Below are 18,378 nucleotides of genomic sequence, written 5' to 3' on the forward strand. Positions count from 1 at the left end.
TAAGGACCGACCGTCAAAACAGTACAAGCTATAGGTCTCAAATGGATAATCGAATTTCTTCTCCTACTTCTGATTTTGTTCGCCATAACAAGACTAATGATAAAATCACAATCACCAGACAAATCCAATACACCGATCGAAATCCTGTAAACTGGGCAATGATACCACTGCCGAGCGTTCCTGCCAGCCTACCAATAGTGGAGGCGTTGGTATATAGCGTTGTAGCTACTCCCGGTGAATCAGGCATCATATTCGTGAAATAGCTAAGTCCATTGCCCATCACGATTGCCACAAACGTTGCCTGCATAAGCTGCGCTATAATCAGTTGAATCGGATCGTTCGAAACACCTAAGGTGACGAAATAGAAAATAGCAATAATGCTGCCAAACATTAAAAGAGTATGATTTGATATCTTTCTACCATACGCACCTAAGATCAGCATAATGGGAATTTCAAGGCCGGCACAAATACCGACCACTAATCCAACATCCGTATGCGTGCCTTGAAGCTCGTTCACAATAAAGAGCGGCGTATTGATTAAATTCATCGCGTTAACCGTGAACAGAAAAATAAAAGCGATAAACGGCAGCCTGATCTGCCTGTTAATGAGCAAAGAGGTACCTACTGTGTTGCTCAACCCATTTTTTTTGGATTTGCTTTCCGGCTTGAAAGAAACAGGAATATAAGAGATGCTGTCGTAAGATAGATGGCGGATGTCACCAGAAAGAGACCGCTATACCCAATCGCCGCCAAAAGGAGAGTCCCTGCCAATGGTCCGATTAGAAAGCCTAGAGAGATCAGAGAACGTAATGCAGACATCGCTAACGTTTTGTCGTCGGATTGCTTTCATTGGCAGATTCCTGTGCATAAGCATAAATTTGCGGTATGGAGGCAGCACCAAATCCACTCAATATGCTGACCACAATCAGCAGAATAAAGAAGTTATCGAATGTCAAATACGCAGCATACACCAAAGCAGACGAAAGCATTGCTGCAATCAATATCCATTTTCGGTCTAGACCGCTATCGGAACTTTTGGCAATGAGCGTGTTCACCAAGATACCGCTTAACGAACTTACTGCCATGAACACGCCGAATGCCCCGGTAGTCATCCCTGAATCTTCTGTGAAATACAGAGCTAGATAAGGAGTTGTAATCGATATTCCGATTCCGATCATCAGCATGCAGATGACGAATAAACGGTATCCTTTAATTTCGAACAATTTCTTTAATCGTGCGAGCAATCTCTGATCCTCCTTCTTCCCACTCAATATAGCTAGATATCGAGTTTCCGGGTGCCGATCCATTTCACCATTTCAGGATCCCGATGTGAAAAGAACTGGCTCTGTTTCGTATCTAATGAAGCAATTGACTCCATATCTTTAGGGTCTAATTCGAAATCAAAGATATTGAAGTTTTCGATAATTCTTTCTTTACGAGCCGACTTTGGAATGACAACGACTTCTCTTTGTGTTAGCCAACGCAAAACAACCTGGGCAACGGATTTATTATGCTTTTCGGCTATAGCTACCAATAATTCATTTTGAAACAAGTTATTTTTCCCTTCAGCAAATGGCGCCCAAGACTCGATCTGAACATTGTTCTCTTTCATGAAGGCTGCATTTTCGATTTGCTGGTTGAAAGGGTGTGTTTCCACTTGGTTTACGGCAGGAACAACTTCATTATGAATAATCAAATCTATTAGCCGATCCTCATGAAAGTTACTTACGCCAATTGCACGGACCTTTCCTTCACGATAGAGCTCCTCCATAGCGCGCCAAGAGCCATGAACATCGCCAAAGGGCTGATGAATTAAATACAAATCCAGATAATCAAGCTGCAATCTTGTTAGTGATCGTTCAAATGCCCTCTTTGTGCGCTCATAACCTGTATCCTGTACCCAAAGCTTTGTAGTGATAAATAACTCTTCTCTTACTATGCTACTCCGTTTTATTGCTCTGCCCACCGCTTCCTCATTTAAATAAGAGGCAGCCGTATCAATCAGGCGATAACCTGCTTTAATAGCTTCATGAACGCTTTCTTCACATTCATTTGCATCTGGGATCTGAAAAACACCAAAACCGAGAGTAGGCATTTCAATACCATTGTTTAGAATTACTTTTTGCACAGAAAGACCTCCATTATTTTAGTGTGTAAGTGCAGGGAGCTAAAAAATAGCAAATTCCTTATCAATTGATTCATTGTATATTTACCGATTACAACCTTATTATGCACTGGATTAAAAAGAGACAGTTATCCCATTCGTATCAAATGTTTGCCTAATCCTCTCACAACCGCTTATGTAACAAATGCATATGGTCTATAATTGAACTATAAAAATAACGTCGTTGGAGGGGCCAATGTCTGAAATAGTCATGAAGCAGCAGAATGAACTCGCCGAAATCATTAAGCGTTATTCTGGAAAAGACGGTGTACACCCTACCGCTATTCCATCCTTATTTTTCATCCATATCTCAAATGTTAATGTACCCAGGCATGGAGTTTACAAACCTTCCTTATGTATAGTTGTCCAAGGTGCGAAGGAAGTATGGCTGGCGGAGGAGCGCTATAGATACAGTCCTGCTGAGTATCTTGTTGCAACTGTTCACTTGCCGGTCACAGCACAAGTTACTGAAGCGTCTTCCGACGCGCCTTATCTGGGTTTTAAACTTGAATTTACACCAAGCCAAATCTTAGAGGTTCTACATGAGTCTGAAAATCAAGTGAAATCGAAAATAGATCCGAATCGGGCAATGTTTGTCAGCCAGATGAAATCGACTTTGTTGGATGCGGTCCTCAGGTTAGCTCGCATGTTAGATAATCCCAAAGATATTCCGGTTCTTGCTCCATTAATTACGAAGGAGATTCTGTATAGGGTGCTGGAAGGTGAGAATGGAAGTATTTTAAAACAAATTGTAATGGAGGGCAGCTCAATCCACCAAATTAGAGAGGTTATTGAGCAGATCATGAATCATTATGATCGCAGTTTCCGGATCGAAGAGCTTGCCGAAATAGCGAATATGAGTGTCTCCTCGTTTCATAGGCATTTTAAAGAAGTAACGGCTATGAGCCCAATTCAGTTCCAAAAACAGCTGAGACTGCAGGAAGCTCGTCGCCTGCTTTTAAACGAGTCAACAGATGCCACTGATGTCGCATTTCGAGTAGGCTATGAAAGCCCCTCACAATTCAGCCGAGAGTATTCGCGAATGTTTGGCTTTCCTCCAAGACAGGATATAAAGCGACAGAAAGCATAAAAGGCTAGAAATAAATTCGAAACCAGATAGGTAGGGACATACTTAGAAAGTAGACGTGAGCCTAACTTTTTTCTTTTTTGGGATTTTATTGATTAGTAACCGCTGCAGTTATTAAACTAACTGAAGGATCAAATGAAAAATAAAATGTTAATAAAAAAGAGAATATTGTTGGTGAAGTTAAAAAATATATTTTAGGAGTGTCGCTAATTGATAGGTCCAGATATAAAAAGTGTTTTCCCAATGAAGGATATCAGAAGCTTATGTTTTCTTAAAAATATAGTGGTTAATCCAAATATTGAAGTTGGAGATTACACCTATTATGACGATAATAATGATCCGTTAGGCTTTGAGAAAAACGTTCTTTATCATTTTGATTTTATCGGTGATAAGCTGAAAATCGGAAAATTTTGCGCTATAGCATCCAACGCCAAATTTATTATGAATGGTGGGAATCATAATACAAACTCGTTTACAACCTTTCCTTTTGGGGCATTTGGAGGAGAGTGGGAAGCCGGCCTAAAGAATCTAAGTGGTGGTTTCAAAGGGGATACAGTTATAGGGAACGATGTTTGGATAGGCTATAATGCTACAATTATGCCGGGGATTCATATTGGTGATGGTGCGATAATCGCAACAAACGCAGTTGTAACTAAAGATGTTCCGTCTTATTCCATTGTTGGAGGTAACCCAGCAAAATTAATCCGTTATAGATTTGACGAGGAGACTATTGATATTCTTAATACTTTGAAGTGGTGGAACTGGGATGTTGAAAAAATAACTGAATATATTCCAATTTTGACAAGCAATAATACGGATGAATTAAAAGAACTACTGAAGTCATTATAAAAACGTTATTACGCTAACAAGGTATGATAGTGGGACAAATAAGGAGCAGTTTGCTATGGCGACTGCTTCCTTTTTCATTAAGTAAGCTGGAAGTTAACGCAATGGTCAGGAAGGAATCGTGGACCGTTTCACGTATTTTAAATGTATATATTTTGAAGAAACAGAGGTCTGTTCATAATGATAACCGCAAAAACGGAAAAAGATATTAAAATTGACCCTGATTACTTACAGTCACTATTACGGCGTGTTGTAGCTTCTCAAAATTTACAGTTATTATCGTGGAATTGCAGTCCTCTTGGAAAAAACAAGGAAGAAAGTTCGGTTTTCAGGGTATCTTGTATAGCTCTGGACAACGATAGAAAGCAAAATTATACAATGATACTCAAGTTATTAAAACCTGATCCTTTGCGTAATCAAGTCAATCACTACTACTACTGGAAACGCGAAGCTCTGGTTTATAGTTCAGGGATTCTGAATCAATTGCCACTTGGTATAAGGGCTCCCTTATGCTATACAGTAGAAAAGCATCCGGATGAAAATGTCTCGATCTGGCTCGAGGATATAGTTATTGAAAATGTCCAAAGCGAATGGTCATTCAAGCACATGTGTAAAATATCCTACTTACTTGGAAAATACAATGGCGCATACCTAACAGGGACACCTTTCCCAACTGAATCTTTTTTATGCCACAATTGGATGCGTTCTTGGGTGGAGGTGTGTGCTGCTTATGCTAAACCCATTGAGGAGCAAAATGTTATTTGGGATTCTTACTTGATTGATTTTAATGGTAAGAGCTCTATGTGGGAGCTTTATCGTATCAATAGAGACCGAGTAAACAGCTTGCTGGAGACATTAGAATTACTGCCTCGTGTATTTGCCCATCAAGACGTACACTGGGATAACATTTTTATAGAGCAATTGAATGGAAATGATTCATTAATAGCGATTGATTGGCAGTTTGCAAGTATTTCAGGTGTAGGGGAAGAGCTTGGTCGAATGTTTGGATATGCGTTATTAAAAAAGAAAGTTCCAGTTAACAAGGTAGCAGAGTATAAGGAAGAATTATTTCTAAACTATATGCAAGGACTCAAGGATGAGGGATGGGACGGGGATTTCAAGCTTGCCCGTTTCGGTTTTACTGCGAGCGCATCGCTTAGGTTTATCATGGTTATTGATAAGATGCTTAGTAACTTAGAAGTAGACGATAAAACAAAGCAAAAAGAAAAATCAAGTCATCTGTTGTTAGTCACTCAGGCACTGCTTGATTTGGCAGAAGAGTCTTGGAACCTAAGAAGTCAAATACTATAGTTCTTTTCGTGGAAAGGGGGAGAATGAGTGACAGCATTACTTGATCGTTATCTCAATGACAAGTTTCTAGGACTAAAATTGGAATCCCCTCTATTTTATAACGCGGATGTAGGTATTCGATTTGAAATTGGTGACCCGGATCCTTTGGTTTCTGATGAAAAATACAGAGAACAAGTTCTCTATCGTACTACTCAACTATTTAAAAAAACGCACAGTGAAAGTGATGAAATATTTATTGTTTTATTTCTTAGCTTTAGAAGGAAGAGTAAGCCTTACAAGATAAAATTTTTTAAAAAAGGCGTTAAAAGCAAGGAAACTTAAAAAAAACTTATTTGTAACAGCTTTACGGTATCTGATGAAGAGGATGATGAATGGATATCGTTCCGTTATGTGCTGAGTTGCAAAACATCAGATATTAAACCTGCAATGTTTCTCTTCGTGTATCATAGAATATTTTTCGTGAATACAACTCGTAATACGATTTTTTATTTATATGACGACAGAGGTTTAGATATCGTTTCTAACACAAAGGCACCTCTCCAGGAACTTTACATAAATTATAATCATTGGATATTAGATTACGATAGAGAGAGTATCGACTCCATCTTCAAGTCGTAAGTCATGTTAGGAGGATAATAGATGTTCAAACCTATAACAGATTATGACTTTAGGATATATTCAGACGACAAAAAATCATACATTAATTTTACACTTGAAGAGTATATACATAACCGCCTCCCTAGTCTATCCTGTACCATTGATGTGATTGATAACAAATTTTCAGGTTGTAATGCAGAAGTATGGTTTTCAATAGACGAGCTGATGCAATTTATTAATCAAGTTGAGAGTGGGAGAGTTTCAAAAAAATGCAGTTTACAATCAATGTCTCCGAATGAATTTACAATGTCATTTGAGCGAATCAATCACAAAGGAGACTTTTTGGTTACATATTCATTATCAACTTCAAGATACGATTCCAGTGGGCATATAAATTCGACTCTAGCGGGAGAGTTTCATTTTAACCAAGAATTTATCGATTTAACTATTCAGAACCTAAAACGGTTTTCTTCAGTGACGAAGCTTCAAACGGATACCGATTTCAGATTTGCCACATAGAACCATAGCGAAATAAACGTTAGTTCTGCAATAATATACTATAGGAATTTCATTTTAAGATGTAGGCTATGAGAAGAGCTTGAAAGGAGTATTCTCATGGATTTTACATCTTTTTTGATTTACTGTACGATTGCTACGTTTACACCTGGACCTACCAATATCGTCATATTATCCACTGTGCATAATTTCGGTGTAAAAAAGGCAATGAAATATTCGTTTGGAGCAACAATTGGATTTGCCTCATTACTTGTAATTTCTGCTTTGCTGAACACGATTCTCATAACGATTATACCGAAAATAATCATTGTGATGCAGATCATTGGAAATGGTTATATGTTTTATCTTGTTTATCAAATTTACAAAATGGATGCATCAAATGGAGCATTAAACCAAACGGCTACTTTCGTGTCAGGATTTCTTATGCAGTTTTTAAATCCAAAGGTAGTATTATTTACATTAACTGTGATTCCAACCTTCATTATGCCTAGCTATAACACAAGTTCTGCAGTCACTTTAAGTATTCTAGTTATCACGTTAATTGGCTTTTTGGCATTTATGACATGGGTTCTCTTTGGTTCGATTTTCAAAGCGTTTTTACAAAAGTATAATAAAACATTTAATGTATTGATGGCGTTATCTCTCGCTTACGCTGCAATCATGATCTGGATGTAGGCAAGTGATGAAGAGGTGAATGGAATGAACAAATTTATTTATCGAAAATCAGCGGGTATTACGGTGCTGTCAGCGAATATGACTGATTTTACGTATAAAAAGCACGCCCACCAAGAGTATGCCATGGGTGTAACTTTACGTGGAATCCAAAAATATAATTTGGATGGCACTTTACAATTATCCCACCAGAATGGTGTTATGTTTTTTAATCCGGAACAGGCTCATGATGGAATGGCGCAGGATAAGACAGGTCTGGATTATGTTATGATCTATATTGATCCGCAATTGTTTTTGGAGGTTATTGAGAAAAAGGATAACGTACGTTTTCCTAAACCTGTTGTGTATGATGATCGACTAAAACAAGGGATATTAAACCTTTCCTACGCAATATTGAGCGGAAAAGACGAGGCAATTTGCAGTGAATTATTCGTATCCCTCACCGATAGCCTCGTCCAAACGAAGTTTTCAACGGACAACAAGAAGGATACCGCACTAATTCACAAGGCAAAGGATATGCTTCATGCCAATCTGGAACAGGTATTGAAACTTGATGAGATTTGTAATGAACTTCATTTATCAAAGTTTAAGTTTATTCGCTTCTTCAAGGAGAATACTGGAATTTCACCGTATCAATACTTTCTTAACTGCAAAATTGAACTTGCTAAACAGTTGATCGAAAAAAATAGAGATATTTACTCTGCAGTGGCTGCATGCGGTTTTGTGGATTTAACCCATTTAAATAAACATTTTAAAAGTGTATATGGCACAACAGCTTTCGAATATATGTCATATTTAAATTAGAGGGGCGGCTCTTAAAACCGACCGATGTATGTCGTCTTTATTTGCGGATTCCTTAAAGTAAAGGACACGTTTATTAGGTTTGATGTCAAAATGAGGTGTTTTATTTTGTTGCTTCGCGATGGAATTTCTGGATTTAATAACACTGATATCGTTAGATCATTGGTAGACATTAGCCAGTTTAAAAATCTATGCTATGCTTTAGCAAATCATGTTGGTGGAAAGCTAGTCACTGTTTCCGATCTGAAGGAAACTAATTTTTACTGTGCGGATTTACAATTTAACGGAGAAGAAATTCATATTTTATTAAATAATAATTACCCTTTAATAGCTATCGCTTCAAGAGTTGAATATATGAATGTTATATTTATAGAGAATCAAACTCTAATCAATGGAATTCAAGCTTATAGTAAAGAATATCGCTTTTTACACTTAAGAGAACTTAGTGAAGAAGTGCTGCTAGATGTGCATAAGAATAAGCTGAAAAATGAGAACACACTAAATGAACTTGAACTAAAACAAGTTTTTTATTGGATGCCTAAGACAGTCGGTGAGATAATCTTTAACTATTGGGACTAAAACTGTCATTCTCAATCAATTATAACTTAATAAACAGTAAACGAGGCTTCCGGTATTAATCGGTAGCCTCGTTGTGTTTATGAGAAGCTTAGTTGAGATGAATAAGTTAATATTGGATGATATACCATAAAATAAAACATTTTTGAATATCTAACGTCTATACAGTTATGGTTGTGAAAATTAAAGAGAGGGGTTCTTATGAAATTATCTGCAATAAAATTATTTGTAAGTTTGAATATTATGCTATTCCTGATTATGGGTTGTAATAGTAGTAATGAGGAGAGCGATGTTAATGAATTCTCCATCTATTTGGTTAAAGAACTATCTACAACTGATGCGATGAGTAAAGAGCTTAATGATCTATCTTTAGAAACTATACCTGTGCTTACAGCTAATGAAATTAGAACATATAATTGGATCGAACATGAATTCATAATGAAGGAAAGCATTAGTCTAGTGGAAAAGTTAGAAGGAAAAGTACCTGCAAGCGGTAAACCTTTTGTTGTAGTTGTGGGTAACGATAGAATATATTTAGGTAGTTTTTGGTCCAATTTATCATCTCTATATAGTCACGATATTGATATTCCAAAAATCTCTTCTAATTGGCTTAAAGGAAGCGATAAGGAAATATACCAAATTCGCTATGGGAAAATTCCGGATACTAGAGATAATACTAAAATATTTGAGGCATTAAAAGGAATGGACAAAATTATTAATTTTTAACAACTGAGAATAAAGGTGTGATTCATGAATCTTAACTTGAATAGATTCAATCAAACCATGATAAGCTCAAAGCAACAGAGAGAGCACTTTCAAATAGTAAAAAACAATATGAAAAATTTCTCTATTCACGAGTGGAGGTGTGTAATTGAAAACACTATATCTAATACTAGGTGGAATCATTAATTCATTTTTAGCGCAGATGTTTCCATACATTATAAAAATCAGTGCATCATGTATATATGTAATAGGTTATTTTATGGGATTTCATGACGGTTCTGATATGAGAGGAGAAGAAGATGTAATAATCGTCCTCCTACCCATAACTCTTTTATTATTAACTTTATTTCTAGCTATTTTAATATTTAGCAATCGAACAATTTTCAGAAAAATAAAGATAAGAAAATCACGGTTCGTTTTGTTTAGTTTTGTATCTTTTGTACTTTTTTTTAGTTTAAGCATGATGATTTTTGACCCTCCTAATCTTACATAACGACTTGAGATAAAATTGATAATTATGGAGGTTTAAAAGTATGGATGAAATAGTAGGAGAATGGTCTGCAGATGCTTTATTTGCTCCGGGACCTAGTGATGAGATCATTTATTTTCTAGAACACGGAGATGGGTGGATAGAATACCTAAATGGGTCACTTTCCGCAATCGAAACATTTAGATGGTGGCGTAATGAGAATTGAGAATTAATATTAAGGGAGAAACCATTCATTCAAACTCTGAACCTCTGAGAAAGTCAAACAAAGTACATTCAAATTTATTAATATATATTCAACAAGGAATTACCACATTAGATAAACCCATAACTATCCTTACAGTAGAAAACGATATCCTATATGAAACAAATAAATATGGTCTAGTGAATAAAACAATAGAAAAGGATTATTTGGCTAAAAGACTGCTACTTTTAAATAAAAGATAGTTTAACTGTGAACGACAGTTTAAGTTAATGGGTAAAATAGTAAAAAACAATGAGCAATTTGTTGTGATATTGCTTACTTGTTGAGTTGTCGGGGGAAAATATGAACGCTGTTGAATTGGAGAAGTTCGCTAAGCAATACAATTCTTTTGAAAAAGCACATGAGGGATTCTGGGTATATGTAAACTCTTGGTTTAGTGATGAGCCGAAAGAATTTGTTGAGGCATTTAACAGTAATGATATCTCAACTTCGACAAAGCTTTCAAATGAGAGAATAGCCCTAGTTATTAATTATCGATGGGACGATCCAATATATTTTGTTCAAACCACATTGAATGTTGAGATAAATGAGAGAGAAATTGCTCAGTATCATTTATTACAAACTCTTGATGGCGAAGATATGGATGATGGACTCAGTTTTTCTAACGTATGTTTCGTACCAAGAAATATAGATTGAATACATTCTTCAAGTTATACGAGTAGGGAAGGTTGAACGCTATAACTTCTAGATCTAATTGTTCTGCTTGATCGGTATGACCATAGGGAATACGTACGGTGGCTAAGCAGATCGTGGAGCGATATACAGCTTATCTGGTGCTAATCGCAGTGTTCGCCGAAAAAATCAACTAAGATGAATATCGCCAGTATGCTCAATCGATGTTACGCATAAAAGAGGAATGAATGGAGAGGCTTTCGGAATATTCCGGAGGCCTTTTATTCTGTTTGTGTAAAGTGCCAAAATGTAAAAATAGACTGATTTCATAAAACAATGAGAACGATAGTCCAACAAGCACAAGAATGAGGAGAACAGCAAGAAATATTAGCGATCATTAGTGAGCCAATTGGCATGGTAATATCTTGTGAGGGTATATCTATAAATTTGGTTGTATACAATGAATTTGATAAGAAAAAAAAGTGATTATAATAGAGTCTGTATGCAAACTGTACAATCCTTAAAAATGCAGTACAATGGAACCTATGTGCAACTGATGAAAAAGTGATTACACGGTATTAGTCGGTGTCCATCAGCTTGGAGCGGGCACAAAAAGGGACAAGCTTAGAAAGCAATCCAGTGGATTTATTAATGATCTGTTTATTATTAAAAACATAATAGTAATTTGATGAAGAGGGGTATTCCATGATGACAAATAGTGGACTGAATCTTAAGGTTGATGGATTTATAGGTAAATCTAAAAAGTGGAAAGAAGAATATAAAAAGTTGAGAAATATCGTTCTTGACTGTGAGCTGACCGAAGAATATAAGTGGATGCATCCTTGTTACACATTTCAGAATAAAAACATAGTTTTAATCCACGGGTTTAAAGAATATTGCGCGCTTCTGTTTCACAAAGGTGTCTTGTTAAAAGATCCTAATGGCATCCTAATCCAACAAACAGAAAATGTACAGGCGGCGCGCCAAATTCGGTTCACCAGCGTTCAAGAAATAGTTGAAATGGAAGCTATCTTGAAATCCTATATTAATGAAGCCATTGAAGTTGAAAAAGCCGGTTTGGAAGTGGTTTTTAAAAAGAATACAGAATACACAATTCCTGATGAATTTCAAAACAAATTAGATGAAATGCCTGCCTTGAAAACTGCATTTGAAGCATTGACGCCGGGACGGCAAAGAGCGTACATTTTTTATTTTTCTGAACCCAAACAATCCAAAACTCGCGAGTCAAGGGTTGAAAAATATAAGCAGCAAATTCTGGATGGAAAAGGTTTAAACGATTAGGATATATATTTGTTTTCCTGTTCAAAAGAAATAGAAGAACCCAGTCGCTAAATACCAGTTATCTAATGGGACTTATAATGAAGTCTATTGGCTTTTTAAACTAAACGGTAAAAGAGTGGTTTTATGTTCATTGTTACTGTAGAGATGACTCAGGAGCGAAAAGATCAGCTGCTTAACTGGTTTGACTCACATCAGAAGGCTACATTGGAAAATGATAAGGGAATCCTGGCAGGGCTGCAATGGATGGTTGATAAGTTGGATTTAACTGATCATCTCTACTCAGAGATGGTTGTAACAACTCCTATTATTATTAACCAAACTATTATTGATGAATGCAAGAAGAAGTTTGAAGAAAATTGGATTCATGCGTTATGGAACAGCGGGTTTGCTTTGGCAGTTTTCGCGGTTATGGATCTAGTTAACATTCAAATTGTGGAATTTCCAACTGCAAAAAGAAACTAAGAAAGCATTCTTATATAAAGCGTGGGCTTCGTGGTTAGAAGGTAAATTAAATTACTCAGCACAGGGTCTTTTATTTGCCTATTTAGCGGTATTAGTTATCGTACTCCTTACCTTTAGTACTAAGCGATTTGATGAAGATTTTGAGTTCATGTTTACCCTTAACTATTTATTATGGGGTGGAGTTTGATTTTGCGGATAAGAACGGATACAAGCGCTGCTCCGCCAGTATAGGTATTGTAAAAAAATTTGATCTTATCAAAAAGTTGGTTATAATAGGTTTATATAATTAAACGAATGAACGGAAGTGAAGTGTATGAGCCAAAATACTGAACATATTGTACAGCAATTTAAAGATTCCATTCCCTTGCTGGATGTCCTTACAGATGAAAAACGTCAAGCCATAATTTTGCTGCTTGCACAGCATAAAGCTGGACTTAATGTTAATACTATAGCGGATCAAATTGACTTGTCCCGGCCTGCCGTCTCCCATCATTTGAAGGTATTAAGACAGTCTGGCTATGTTAGTTACGAGAAAAAGAGCGTAGAAAATTACTATGTCCTGACTCTCCGCAAACCATTAGAGCAACTTAAATCTTTAATTGAGGCTATTGAAGCTCAGTGTAGCGGATCTTTGCAATCTTCAATGGAATAAAATGAATTTTTTCGCTTTATACGTTTATATGTTTAAACGAATGATCTTAATGGGAGTGATAATAATGAAGGCTATAACGATAGAGAGATATGGGAAAAATGTGCCCTTAATAATGATGGAACGACCAATGCCTACAATGGGAGAACATGATGTACTAGTAGAGATTTATGCGGCAAGCTTAAATCCTATCGATTTCAAAATAAAAGAAGGAAAAGTAAAATTACTGCTAAAGTATGACTTTCCTTTAGTTCTCGGAAATGATTTTTCTGGGGTAGTAACCAAGGTTGGTGAACGCGTGAGCGCATTTAAACCCGGTGATGAGGTTTATGGAAGACCACGCAAAGACAGGATCGGAACGTTGGCTGAATATATTGCCATTCATGAAGATGATATTTCTCTAAAACCACGAAACCTAAATTTTGAAGAAGCGGCATCGATCCCACTGGTCGGACTTACGACATATCAGGCCTTTTACGATATTTTGAACCTTCAAAAAGGACAAAAGATTTTGATTCATGCAGGATCTGGAGGGGTAGGCACCTTCGCTATCCAACTGGCCAAATGGATGGGTGCCTATGTCGCCACAACAGCAAGTGATAAAGGCTATGATTTGGTCAACTCACTGGGCGCCGATCAAATCATTAATTATAAAACAGAGAATTTTGAAGAAATGCTTAAGGGATATGACGCGGTGTACGATACCTTAGGGGGAACAGCTTTAGAAAAATCATTCCAGGTACTGAAACCAAACGGAAAAATAGTATCAGTCTCCGGCCTGCCCAATTCCAGATTCGGCAAGGAAGCAAAATTAGGCTGGTTGAAGACGGCCGTTCTATCCATTGTGAGCCGTAAAATTACAGCCCTAGAGAAGAAAAGCGGTACGAGATATCATTTCCTCTTTATGAAGCCAAGCGGAGCGCAATTAAAGATCATTAAGAAGTTTATAGAAGAGGGTCACATTATTCCGGTTATTGATAAAGTGTTTGATTTTAAAGATACAGGGCAAGCCTTTCAATACCTTGAAAGCGGAAGGGCTAAAGGAAAGGTAGTCGTTAAAATAAAGTAAGTTTTACCAAGTGAAATAGTAGAATGACAAAAGGCAGCCGATATAGGCTGCCTTTTCCGCTTATATACATATTCAATAATAGGCTGTGGGAGGCATTATAGCATTTACCTCTTTGCGCTTCGCTTCTCATCCAACTGCTTCTGTATTTCTTTCCGCACCTCTTCGATACCTGCTTGTTTTAGCTCCTCGTTAAATTTGGGGAGGATTGTGTCAACATCGACTGTACCGGTCATAAGGCTTGGATAGTATTTTTTCCAAATCATCTCGATGTTATCGGTTTGGGCGGTCAGCTTAGATAGATCAGGCGTGAAGCCAAGAATGGTGGACTTGATTGCTTCAGCGTTGTATTTGCGGAATTGATCCCACTTATCGAGCGGTTCCGGGTTATCGCCGCCTATAGTTTTCAAGATAAACCAGTTACCCTGTGTATATTGTACTCCTGCATAGCTCGCTGGTGCATCCGGGATCGGGTTGCCTTGGCTGTCTTTGCCGGGAATGGGGATCGCTTGCCCATGTTCACCTAGCGTGTAATGCAATCCTTCAATTCCATAGTTAAATAGGTTTCGTATTTCAGGGTCTGTATTAAGCAGGTTCAGAAACTTAATAGACTCAACAGGATGCTTGGTGTTGGCATTAATAGCCATGATTCCGCCACGGACGGATTCCGTAGTGACGACACTATGGGTTACAGGATTCGATACAACCTTGTAGCCGCGATCCTTACTCCAATTCGTATCCGAGAGTGGGCCGCCGCCTGAGGATTTCCAGAATACCTGATCCCCACGCTTAAGTCCGCCAGGCTCCCGCAGTGCAGCATCCTTGTTAATGAAGCCTTCTTTATAATACCGTCGCATTGTGTCTAATATCTGCCGGGCTTCCTTTGTTTCAAAAATATTCACGACCTTAGAGTTAGGGTCCAGTGATTTCACCATTAACGGAACTTTATGATTCAAAATATACTCGTAGCCATAGAGAGCGAAGAAATTTTGTGAATCCCGATCTAATTCCATTGGTATATAGGATGGTTCATTCTGCTGAATCATCCGGAGCAATGGTTCTAGCGATTCCAGCGTATTATACTTGGTGATATCGATATTGTACTTTTTTACGATCGAAGCAGGGTACATCCAATGATCACGTACAGCCAGCTCTTTATTGGTCGGTACACCATAAATGCCTCCATCATTCATTCGAACCCCTTGCCAGAAGGTGGGATCAATCGTGTCGTACAAATCCTTACCTAGACTCAAAAGATAGTCATCAAGTTTTAGCCATGCGCCGCGCATAGCGGTAGTTGCATAGTTGGGGGCAAAAGCAATGTCGAACGGGCTACCTGCGGATATGAGCGTGTTCAGCCGATCCTCATACTCCTGCCAACCAACCTTAATATAGGTGATGGTCACGCCAATTTTACGAGCCATAATTTCATTGATTTTATCATTTACGAGCTTCAGATCTTTGTCAGGCTCTCCAATTGTATAATAGATCAGATTTACCGTGTCCCCATGATATTTATCATTGTTGTTTTTGCTAGCTTGCAGGGAGCAACCGGTTGTATACGCTGTGAGCAGCAGTATAATACTGAATGTTATGAAGATATATCTGTATCTAGAGCGCTTTTGCATCGATATCCGCCTTTCTGCCGAGTTCGTTGTTAACCTTTTCCCCGCAGATCAGAGGGAGATTTTCCGAAAAAGCTTTGAAAATGTGTATAGAAATAATTGAGATTGTTGTAGCCGACGGAAAGGGCGATAGAAGAAATTTTCTCATCTGTCGATTGAATTCGTTCTTGTGCGAGCAGCATACGGTAAGCCATTAGATATTCTGAAAATTTCATTTCGGATTCTTTAAGAAATAATTGTCCGAGATAGGTACTGTTCATCTGGAAACGTTCTGCCACTGATTTTAAAGTAATATTCTGAGCATACTCCGTCTTGATCATGAGCAAAATGCGGTTAACCAGCTTGGATAAGCTGTCATAACTTACACCGAGTACCGGGTCCTTGTTCAGGCTCTCGCAGCTAGCATTACCTATCGTACCATGGAGATCCTCAACAATAATTTTCTCAATCACTTGCTGCAGCTTTGTACGATCTAATGGCTTGAGCAGATAGTCTTTCACACCACAGCGAATGGCTTCTTGGGCATACTTGAATTCACTATAGCCGCTCATAATCACATATTTGGTAGGGATTTGGAGCTCATTAAGTCTATGAATCGTTTCATAACCAAGATCCTTGCCAACACAGACATCAAAAATAGCGACATCAGGCAGCAGGTCTACAACCTTGGACATGGCGGCTTCCGTAGATTCGCACGTATCTATTCGACTGAAACCGTATTGTTTCCAGTCGAGGATTCGCTTCATCCCCTCCAAAATCTGTGGTTCATCATCCATTATCAGCAGTTTGTACATGTTCAATCACCTCTTTTGGAATCCGTACAGAAATCTTAACTCCAGCTTCCTCATTATTTCCAATCTCTATAAAAAAGCTTTTCCCGTAAAAGAAGTGCAGCCTCGTGTAGACGTTGCGCAAACCGATACTCTCGGAAGAAGTATCATCCTGGTTGGATATTGTGCTTCGCACTGCATTTAAACGCTCCGCCCCAATACCACGCCCATTATCCACAAATTCCAATACATAATAATCTTCAGCTTCCCAGCCGTTAACGATATACAAATTAAACTCGTTGCTTGCGCTAAAGCCATGGATGAAAAAGTTTTCAGCCAAAGGCTGCATCCAGAACTTTACGGTAGGGATCGAGAGGAGCGCAGGATCTACATTGACCTGATAAAAAAAACGTTCTGGATATTTAAACTCCATAATTTCTAAGTACTTTTGCAACAATTCCAGCTCACTTGCAATCGAAATAATATTTTCCTTTTTGACGATTTCGCGATAGAGCGCCCCTAAGGTAGCAATGGCATCAGCGGTATCTCTGTCCTGATTAACTAAAGCAGTGGAGCGGATGACCTCTAACGTATTATAAAGGAAATGTGGGTTGATTTGATTCTGAAGCGCTTTCATCTCGGTTTCTTGCTGCTTTAGTTTAAGTAAATATTCATTGCGGATATGCTTATCTAACTGCTGAATCATATCATCTAGTTCCCTTGCAATCATGCCGTATTCATTTCGACGATAACGGGCAGGGCGATTAGGTGTGAAATTAGCAGATTTCACGCGACCAATCGATTGAATAATGCGGTGCAGGAAGCGGAAATCATCCCGCATATTATACACAATGAGCAGTAGTACACTTATCATGGTCGTTATTACGATCAGAAAGATGGTAAGCAGCATCCTGGCATGCTGCTTAATCAGCATGGATAAATCAACGATGCTAACGAACTTGAAATTGAACTTGGTGGATGGAAATGTAATATAAAATATATGCTTGAACAAGCCCTGGGAAATAACGCCATGACTGCGTCCATTCGCCGCTGCGAGACGCGATAATTCCTCTAATTTCTGATCCTGGCCGCTGCCGATAAGGTAGACCTCACCAGATGTACTGACTGCAGCAGCTTTTCCTAATCGATAATTTTGTATAGATTTAAAGACTTGATCGCTGCTGACCAAGAAGCGCAGCTCCCCTAATTCCTTAGAGCCCAGTGATGTATCCGATAGTTTCTTGCGATATACGAAGCCTTTTAGAATCGTATCGTGAAAAGCTTCGTCTGTATTTGGAAGACCGAATATGAAGCTTGCAATTCCGTTTTCGTTAAAGCGTACAACATTGCTATACTGATTGGTATGAAGACTAACCTGCGTAATTTCACCCTGCGCCCAGCTGTACAGGTAGGTTTTAATATCCTCTGGAAAGGATACCAACGGCTGTGAGAATTGGCTGTTTTGCAGACTATTGGTCAAATAGCCTTCAACACTGCTGTTCAAAAAGCTGCGAGCATCTTCCATTAGACTATGATTGGAGTATATACGCTGCATGTAAGCCTCAATTCGGTCAGCATCGTACTGCAGCTCATTCTCTACACCTGCGAACGCATTTGCAGCCTCTAAACGAGCATCACCAACCCACTGATTCAGCAGCATGACACAGGTCAGAATGCCAAGGGCGAGTCCGATAGTCACGACAAAGACGACATAGGCAATAAACTTGTAACGATAAATTTTGATTTGTAAAAAAGAGCTCATATGGCACCTCAATTGCAGCAGCTCGTCTTAAAGCAAGTGGTTTCCATACCACTTTATCATGATTAAGCGAAGCTTCATAGATAGC

The 18,378-nt window shown here is 38.2% G+C and carries 21 protein-coding genes and 1 pseudogene; 15 read left to right on the plus strand and 7 right to left on the minus strand.

Going from position 1 to position 18,378, the window contains the following annotated elements; translation table 11 throughout:
- Positions 1–37: 37 nt before the first annotated feature.
- The 4 genes from AB4Z50_RS21235 to AB4Z50_RS21250 are packed head-to-tail and all read right to left on the minus strand — an operon-like array spanning position 38 to position 2,128.
- The gene (locus tag AB4Z50_RS21235) at positions 38–637 is read right to left on the minus strand and encodes an MFS transporter (RefSeq protein WP_441881812.1); all 600 of its coding nucleotides are present in this window, start codon (positions 635–637) and stop codon (positions 38–40) included.
- On the minus strand, positions 634–819 hold the full coding sequence (locus AB4Z50_RS21240) for a hypothetical protein (protein ID WP_441881815.1): 186 nt from the start codon (positions 817–819) through the stop codon (positions 634–636). Before AB4Z50_RS21240 ends, AB4Z50_RS21235 begins: the two co-directional genes overlap by 4 nt.
- Before the next feature lie 2 nt (positions 820–821).
- Positions 822–1,244 (minus strand): MFS transporter, encoded by a 423-nt coding sequence (locus AB4Z50_RS21245; RefSeq protein WP_441881818.1) that lies wholly within the window; start codon positions 1,242–1,244, stop codon positions 822–824.
- A 32-nt stretch (positions 1,245–1,276) separates the two neighbouring features.
- Positions 1,277–2,128, minus strand: a complete 852-nt coding sequence (locus AB4Z50_RS21250; RefSeq protein ID WP_441881820.1) for an aldo/keto reductase — start codon at positions 2,126–2,128, stop codon at positions 1,277–1,279.
- A gap of 232 nt (positions 2,129–2,360) precedes the next feature.
- Between AB4Z50_RS21250 and AB4Z50_RS21255 the strand changes: the two genes are divergently transcribed.
- The 15 genes and pseudogenes from AB4Z50_RS21255 to AB4Z50_RS21325 all read left to right on the plus strand — a co-directional run bounded on the left by AB4Z50_RS21255 (position 2,361) and on the right by AB4Z50_RS21325 (position 14,139).
- The gene (locus AB4Z50_RS21255) at positions 2,361–3,254 is read left to right on the plus strand and encodes an AraC family transcriptional regulator N-terminal domain-containing protein (RefSeq protein WP_441881824.1); all 894 of its coding nucleotides are present in this window, start codon (positions 2,361–2,363) and stop codon (positions 3,252–3,254) included.
- A gap of 240 nt (positions 3,255–3,494) precedes the next feature.
- The gene (locus AB4Z50_RS21260; protein WP_441882191.1) at positions 3,495–4,100 is read left to right on the plus strand and encodes a CatB-related O-acetyltransferase; all 606 of its coding nucleotides are present in this window, start codon (positions 3,495–3,497) and stop codon (positions 4,098–4,100) included.
- Between the two features lie 177 nt (positions 4,101–4,277).
- The gene (locus AB4Z50_RS21265; protein WP_441881827.1) at positions 4,278–5,408 is read left to right on the plus strand and encodes a hypothetical protein; all 1,131 of its coding nucleotides are present in this window, start codon (positions 4,278–4,280) and stop codon (positions 5,406–5,408) included.
- 27 nt (positions 5,409–5,435) lie between these two features.
- Positions 5,436–6,026, plus strand: a pseudogene (locus AB4Z50_RS21270) (DUF3885 domain-containing protein).
- Positions 6,027–6,047: 21 nt separating this feature from the next.
- Positions 6,048–6,524 carry a WapI family immunity protein gene (locus AB4Z50_RS21275; RefSeq protein WP_441881829.1) on the plus strand — a complete coding sequence of 159 codons (477 nt, stop codon included), beginning with the start codon at positions 6,048–6,050 and terminating at the stop codon, positions 6,522–6,524.
- Between the two features lie 96 nt (positions 6,525–6,620).
- Positions 6,621–7,196: a LysE family translocator gene (locus AB4Z50_RS21280; RefSeq protein WP_441881832.1), complete on the plus strand. Its 576-nt coding sequence runs from the start codon at positions 6,621–6,623 to the stop codon at positions 7,194–7,196.
- 24 nt (positions 7,197–7,220) lie between these two features.
- Positions 7,221–7,997, plus strand: a complete 777-nt coding sequence (locus AB4Z50_RS21285; RefSeq protein ID WP_441881835.1) for an AraC family transcriptional regulator — start codon at positions 7,221–7,223, stop codon at positions 7,995–7,997.
- 105 nt (positions 7,998–8,102) lie between these two features.
- Entirely contained in the window at positions 8,103–8,573 is a 471-nt protein-coding gene (locus AB4Z50_RS21290) for a hypothetical protein (protein ID WP_441881838.1), read from the plus strand.
- Between the two features lie 198 nt (positions 8,574–8,771).
- Positions 8,772–9,296 (plus strand): hypothetical protein, encoded by a 525-nt coding sequence (locus AB4Z50_RS21295; RefSeq protein ID WP_441881841.1) that lies wholly within the window; start codon positions 8,772–8,774, stop codon positions 9,294–9,296.
- Between the two features lie 530 nt (positions 9,297–9,826).
- The gene (locus AB4Z50_RS21300) at positions 9,827–9,988 is read left to right on the plus strand and encodes a hypothetical protein (protein WP_441881844.1); all 162 of its coding nucleotides are present in this window, start codon (positions 9,827–9,829) and stop codon (positions 9,986–9,988) included.
- Between the two features lie 339 nt (positions 9,989–10,327).
- A complete protein-coding gene (locus AB4Z50_RS21305) occupies positions 10,328–10,681 on the plus strand; it encodes a hypothetical protein (protein WP_441881847.1) in 354 nt (117 codons plus the stop codon).
- Between the two features lie 684 nt (positions 10,682–11,365).
- A complete protein-coding gene (locus AB4Z50_RS21310) occupies positions 11,366–11,959 on the plus strand; it encodes a YdeI/OmpD-associated family protein (RefSeq protein ID WP_441882194.1) in 594 nt (197 codons plus the stop codon).
- Between the two features lie 123 nt (positions 11,960–12,082).
- A complete protein-coding gene (locus AB4Z50_RS21315) occupies positions 12,083–12,421 on the plus strand; it encodes a hypothetical protein (RefSeq protein ID WP_441881850.1) in 339 nt (112 codons plus the stop codon).
- 313 nt (positions 12,422–12,734) lie between these two features.
- Complete coding sequence (locus tag AB4Z50_RS21320) at positions 12,735–13,073, plus strand: ArsR/SmtB family transcription factor (RefSeq protein WP_339208387.1); 339 nt, start codon at positions 12,735–12,737, stop codon at positions 13,071–13,073.
- A gap of 64 nt (positions 13,074–13,137) precedes the next feature.
- Positions 13,138–14,139: an NADP-dependent oxidoreductase gene (locus AB4Z50_RS21325; protein WP_441881854.1), complete on the plus strand. Its 1,002-nt coding sequence runs from the start codon at positions 13,138–13,140 to the stop codon at positions 14,137–14,139.
- A gap of 104 nt (positions 14,140–14,243) precedes the next feature.
- On the opposite strand, the gene AB4Z50_RS21330 is transcribed toward AB4Z50_RS21325, so the two are convergent.
- Genes AB4Z50_RS21330 through AB4Z50_RS21340 form a run of 3 tightly spaced genes read right to left on the minus strand, consistent with a single transcriptional unit; the run spans position 14,244 to position 18,293 of the window.
- Complete coding sequence (locus AB4Z50_RS21330) at positions 14,244–15,764, minus strand: ABC transporter substrate-binding protein (RefSeq protein ID WP_441881857.1); 1,521 nt, start codon at positions 15,762–15,764, stop codon at positions 14,244–14,246.
- A gap of 29 nt (positions 15,765–15,793) precedes the next feature.
- The gene (locus tag AB4Z50_RS21335) at positions 15,794–16,555 is read right to left on the minus strand and encodes a response regulator transcription factor (RefSeq protein ID WP_076270578.1); all 762 of its coding nucleotides are present in this window, start codon (positions 16,553–16,555) and stop codon (positions 15,794–15,796) included.
- The gene (locus AB4Z50_RS21340) at positions 16,530–18,293 is read right to left on the minus strand and encodes a sensor histidine kinase (RefSeq protein ID WP_441881861.1); all 1,764 of its coding nucleotides are present in this window, start codon (positions 18,291–18,293) and stop codon (positions 16,530–16,532) included. The genes AB4Z50_RS21335 and AB4Z50_RS21340 overlap by 26 nt, the downstream gene beginning before the upstream one ends.
- Positions 18,294–18,378: the final 85 nt, after the last annotated feature.

This window comes from Paenibacillus sp. 2TAB26 (genome assembly GCF_052115145.1).
In the GTDB taxonomy this organism is placed as follows: Bacteria; Bacillota; Bacilli; order Paenibacillales; family Paenibacillaceae; genus Pristimantibacillus.